Genomic DNA, 4,524 nt, shown 5'->3' with positions numbered 1-4,524 from the left:
CGGCCACAGAGTTCAAAATGGAGGAAAGAAGGGGGTGTCAGGACCTTGTGATACGATCCTGCCCCCTACCGGAATCTACCCCATATCCGCCTCGGAAGACGTGATCCCGAGAAGCGTTCCGGGAACCATCTCAAGCGCGCGTTCCAGCGACAGAACGGTCGAGACGCGCGGATTCTGAATCCGCCGTTCTTCGATGTCCTTGACCGCGCGGGGGTTCAGACCGGCCTTGCGCGACAGGGCAGAGGCGTTCAGGCCCTTTGCGCACATGGCATCCAGCAAGGCTCCGCGAAACCGCTCAAAGTCAAAAGTTCTCGTGTCGTCCAGTTCCATGGTTCCCCGGTCTTGCTGGGCGATCATCCCCCGAAAGGCGCATGCCGTCCGGTGTGCCTGCGGCGATATCCTGCTTTTTGGCACATTCGATCATACCATAGACACGCAGCCGCCTTGCGTCGAGTTTCATGTCCTTTTGGATATTTTCCGTTGCCATTCGGCCAGATCCTTTCGCACAGATTTTGGTTGATGCGTGGTTGCCAGCCTGTATACGAGGTTGGCATCGCGGTGCGGTCCGGCATGGTCCCATAGCTCAACTGGATAGAGCAGCTGACTTCTAAGCGGCGGGTCTGGGGCCGGAAACGGATGGAGTAACAACAGACTAGGCGGGGAGGCGCGGCTTGCGAACCGTTTTCCGAACCGTTATCACAGAGCCACGGTCCCGTAGCTCAACTGGATAGAGCACCTGACTTCTAATCAGGATGTTGGGGGTTCGAGTCCTCCCGGGATCGCCAATTTTTCTTTAATCTCAAGGCTATGTGGGTGTAGAGACCACGAGCCCTCACCCGCAACTCGACATCGGATTAGTGCTCGATGTCTCGGACCATTTCTTCCAGAAATTTTTTCCGTGACACTTTCGCATTTGCGCCGAGCGCCCGGGCCGCGTGCCAGCGCACGACATTCTCGACGGGGACCACGTAAACATCAACGAGCGGGAAGCCCACAATGTCTGACAGGATGAACCCCTTGATGCCGCTCATCTTCGATTGGAAGCCGTCCTCATTGAACTTGCGGCCTGAACCGACCTGATTGCTTGGGTTGAAATAGACACCTTGCCGCGTGATGGAGCGGACTTCCCACATGCCACCGTGAGGGTCTAGAAGATCATAGCCTGCGCCTTCGGATGGAGCGAGCTTCCAGCCGGGATTTTCCCACATGAGGCGGCGCTCAATGATGAATGAGACCCGGCGTCCGTCCGTTAGATACTCACGCACGTCCTTTGTCGTTACCTTGAAGGCGCGCGCAAGCTCCTCCTCATCCCATCTCAACTGAAATCTGTTCTCCACTATCCCCTCCAACATGGTTAGGATGGTGTTATGGCTGGGGAATCCGCCTGAGTAAACATTGCGGGGAAGTTGGATGAAGAGAATTGTTCTCAACAATGACGAGATTGCCGAACTCATGCGGCCCATCGTTGGACAAGGTGGCTGGCAGGGGCTCCTTGAACGGCTTCAAGCACTGTTAGATCAGGCCACGGGAGAAATGAACCTGTCAGATGAGGAGCGAGGATGCATTTGCCGTTATGCATTCGACTACGGAAATGGAGGCTGGGAGAACCGCCTGCGACAAATCTTTGGGCGGCACTTGGGTGAGATGCGGAACGGCTAGTGCCGCTGCAACAAAACAATTCGGTTGGTATTGGTGCCCTTGGACCCGTTTTCCACGCCCCAGCAATTTGCTGTCTTGGTGAACTCCTGATCGTTCACCATCACGCCCAGCCGTTCAAAGGGAAGGCCCTCCGCTGCCCGCCAGACTAGCTTTTCAAGCAAAACCTTACCGTTGCGGACCTCACCCACCTCAAAGGCGACATAGCCGCCGGGGCGCAAGATTCGGGCCTGTTCCTGCAAGACCCTGTTGACCATCAAGGTCCACGCTTCTTCGGTCTTATGCATGTCGATAGCGACGGCATCCGGTTCAATTCCAGCGAACCAGCAACGCAGCCAATTATCAGCGGCATACTGGACAATGTCCAAGAACGGTGGCGATGTGACTGTCAGGTCTACAGATGCGTCTGGGATGCCGGGAACGGCCCAAGCGGCACCCGCATGCAGGCTGGACCGAACCTGACTTGGGGCGCAGCCGTTTTTCAACAGGGTCCGGGACTTCTTCAAAATGACGCCAGCAACGTCACGCTCCGGCGGTGACACGCCCAACTTCTCGTTGATCTTTAGTTGCGCCTTGATCGAAACGGCCTGATTGGGCGGCATCGACCTGCCAGAGAAGAAGCCGGGCGAATGCCCAGACAGCCGGTTGATAGCAACCATGCGAATCCAGTCCGCAACCGGATCAACATCCTCCGATCCCAGCGGCGCACGCTCTGCGATCCAAAGGCGGAGGGCCTCCAGTTTTCGCAGCGTCTCTGGATGGTAGAACGCAAGAAGGTCCTCCCGCTTGACCTCGCCTGCCGACCAGTCCACCGAATGAAGGGCCGCAGAAACAGCATCTATGGTGATTGGCCGCAGCCGTGGTCGACACAGAAGAAGAGAAAGCGGGTTCACGTCATTTCCAAAGGCCTGTCGCCCCATCAGCGCGGCCTGAACAGGGGTCGTGCCGCGCCCCATGAAGGGATCGAACACCACGTCTCCGGGCTTGGTCAGCCTCCCGATGAAGAACTCCGGCAATTGGGCCTTGAAGCAGGCGCGGTAGGATACTTCATGGATGGAGTGGGCTTGACGCTGCCCAGCCGTCCAAAACTCGTTGATGAAGTAGGGGATGCCATCCTGGTTATCCACGATGGTTCTTTGCCCAAACTGGCAAAAGGCTTCGACCTCGGCAATGAACGAAGCTGAGGAGTCTGCGAATTGGACTCGGTCAAACATGGAGAGCTGGTTCATTGCGATTCTTCCTGCATTAGGTGTCTTTCTACCGCAATCACCACGGATGTACAAGCCCTTGTTTGTCTAAGCTGCGGAAGGGTCACATATAGATCATGTTCAGATTAAGTATCACTTAAAAATGTTGGCACGTTATGAACAAAAAGTGAACATTCACTGAGCTTATCCCCGGTCTACCCCGCCGCTGTGCAGCCGGTCTAGGGTTATCCCCGCCCCGCCACGCGAAAAGTCAAGCAACAACAGGGGCTTACCGGGATTGCTGCGCTGCGGCACTTGCTCAGGGATAAATCGTTGTTGACCAAGCGCGGCGGATTGGGGATGTTCTGACTGTCTGCTGATGCAGACCGGCGGGCGGGTGCCCTCAGGCACCATCATCCCCCAGATCGCAGGCGAAACTTCTGCGGGCCGACAGTATCAACGCAACCCCGGTTGCGCTGGCTGTTGGTCTGATGGATGCCTGCGAGGCCTGAACCGACTGCCAGCGCTCCGAACCAAAGGAGTGATGCCATGATGGCAGACGAAGAAAACATTTATGAAGAAACTGTGTGTCTGGAAGAACAGGGATACGTCCCGACGATGGTGGAAGTTAGTGAGGCGATCCGAACTTTGAATGCCGCCCGCCGCTTGCTGTCACCAAACATCCTCCGTTTCGCAGCTAATCAGGGAAGGCGCATCTGTCCCATGATTTATGGCGGCGAGATTCTGAATCCTCTCATGAATGAGGACTGGATGGAAATCATCCTCAACGCCGGGGATATCCTCAACGCTGCGATCAAGGCCAACCCGACGATGGTGGTGGAGTGGGCCGATGACGGGACCGAATTGACGGTGATCATCGCTTGACCCCCCCCCCCCCCNGGCGTGGCCCACCTTCTCAGGCGTCCGGGGGCGGCACCAACCGCACCCCGGAAGCTGCCGGTTTCAGGGTCGCAATTCATCCTCTCTCCAGCCCTCGGCAAGCAGCCTCGCGCGGGTCACGGCAGCATCGGGCGTCGTGATCATGACGAGGCTCGTGGGATAGCTGATCTTGTCGAACGGCGACATCTCTTCCCCCGGGGCGAGCTGCAAGGCGGCAAGGCGCTGAATGTCTCGGGGCGCGTTGGTGGTGCGGATGAAGATGTAGGGCATCGGACCCTCCTGTGGTTGTCAGTGGACGTGGCGCGCGGCCTCAACCCGGGACGCGGTGGCGACAAAGCAGCCGTAGGCCCGGAGGACGCGGCGCGACAGCCTGCCCGGCGGGGTGCGCACGACCACCTCGGGGCGGCGCTGGCTGTCGGCCCAGACCACCTTGCCGCGCGGGGTCAGCCGGAAGGAGATGATGCCCACCAGCGCGCCCAGCTCCTGCGCGCTCACCTCGTGCGCAGCGGCGAACCGGATCACGGCGGGCACGGTGGGCCAGCCGTCCGGCTCGTGGTCCTTGGCCCAGAGCAGGAGCGCGTCCCGCGCCAGAAGGAGCGCGGGCGGGAACACGGCGGCCATGCCCGCGATGATGGCCCTGTCCCGGGCCTTCCCCGGGGTCACTTGCCGCGCCCCGGGCCGGTGTAGGACGTGCCCAAGGTGTGAATCGGCATGCAAAAGTGACCCACTTGGGTGGGTTATGATCATCTAAAACTGACCCACCTGCATTGTTAACATCCGT

General features: G+C 58.7%; 6 protein-coding genes and 1 tRNA gene. 2 read left to right on the top strand and 5 right to left on the bottom strand.

Translation table 11 applies throughout. The features are described 5' to 3' along the window. Nucleotides 1-75 precede the first annotated feature (75 nt). Nucleotides 76-357, bottom strand: a complete 282-nt coding sequence (locus ACFTOW_RS02185) for a helix-turn-helix domain-containing protein (RefSeq protein ID WP_379912613.1) — start codon at nucleotides 355-357, stop codon at nucleotides 76-78. A gap of 351 nt (nucleotides 358-708) precedes the next feature. Here ACFTOW_RS02185 and ACFTOW_RS02180 point away from each other — a divergent pair. Further along, a tRNA-Arg gene (locus ACFTOW_RS02180) sits at nucleotides 709-785 on the top strand. A 69-nt stretch (nucleotides 786-854) separates the two neighbouring features. On the opposite strand, the gene ACFTOW_RS02175 is transcribed toward ACFTOW_RS02180, so the two are convergent. Next, entirely contained in the window at nucleotides 855-1,454 is a 600-nt protein-coding gene (locus ACFTOW_RS02175) for a hypothetical protein (RefSeq protein WP_379912611.1), read from the bottom strand. A gap of 201 nt (nucleotides 1,455-1,655) precedes the next feature. Next, entirely contained in the window at nucleotides 1,656-2,885 is a 1,230-nt protein-coding gene (locus tag ACFTOW_RS02170; protein WP_379912609.1) for a DNA methyltransferase, read from the bottom strand. 507 nt (nucleotides 2,886-3,392) lie between these two features. On the opposite strand from ACFTOW_RS02170, the gene ACFTOW_RS02165 reads away from it, so the two are divergent. After that, nucleotides 3,393-3,728, top strand: coding sequence for a hypothetical protein (locus ACFTOW_RS02165; protein ID WP_379912607.1), 336 nt, complete (start codon nucleotides 3,393-3,395; stop codon nucleotides 3,726-3,728). A 78-nt stretch (nucleotides 3,729-3,806) separates the two neighbouring features. Here ACFTOW_RS02165 and ACFTOW_RS02160 read toward each other — a convergent pair whose 3' ends face one another. Both ACFTOW_RS02160 and ACFTOW_RS02155 read right to left on the bottom strand, forming a co-directional pair. Further along, on the bottom strand, nucleotides 3,807-4,013 hold the full coding sequence (locus ACFTOW_RS02160; RefSeq protein ID WP_379912605.1) for a hypothetical protein: 207 nt from the start codon (nucleotides 4,011-4,013) through the stop codon (nucleotides 3,807-3,809). 18 nt (nucleotides 4,014-4,031) lie between these two features. Then, a complete protein-coding gene (locus ACFTOW_RS02155) occupies nucleotides 4,032-4,364 on the bottom strand; it encodes a hypothetical protein (RefSeq protein WP_379912603.1) in 333 nt (110 codons plus the stop codon). Between the last annotated feature and the right edge of the window lie 160 nt (nucleotides 4,365-4,524).

Origin of the sequence: Lacimonas salitolerans (genome assembly GCF_042677865.1) — a bacterium.
Lineage (GTDB): Bacteria > Pseudomonadota > Alphaproteobacteria > Rhodobacterales > Rhodobacteraceae > Lutimaribacter > Lutimaribacter salitolerans.
This window is presented reverse-complemented; position numbering and strand designations above follow the sequence as displayed.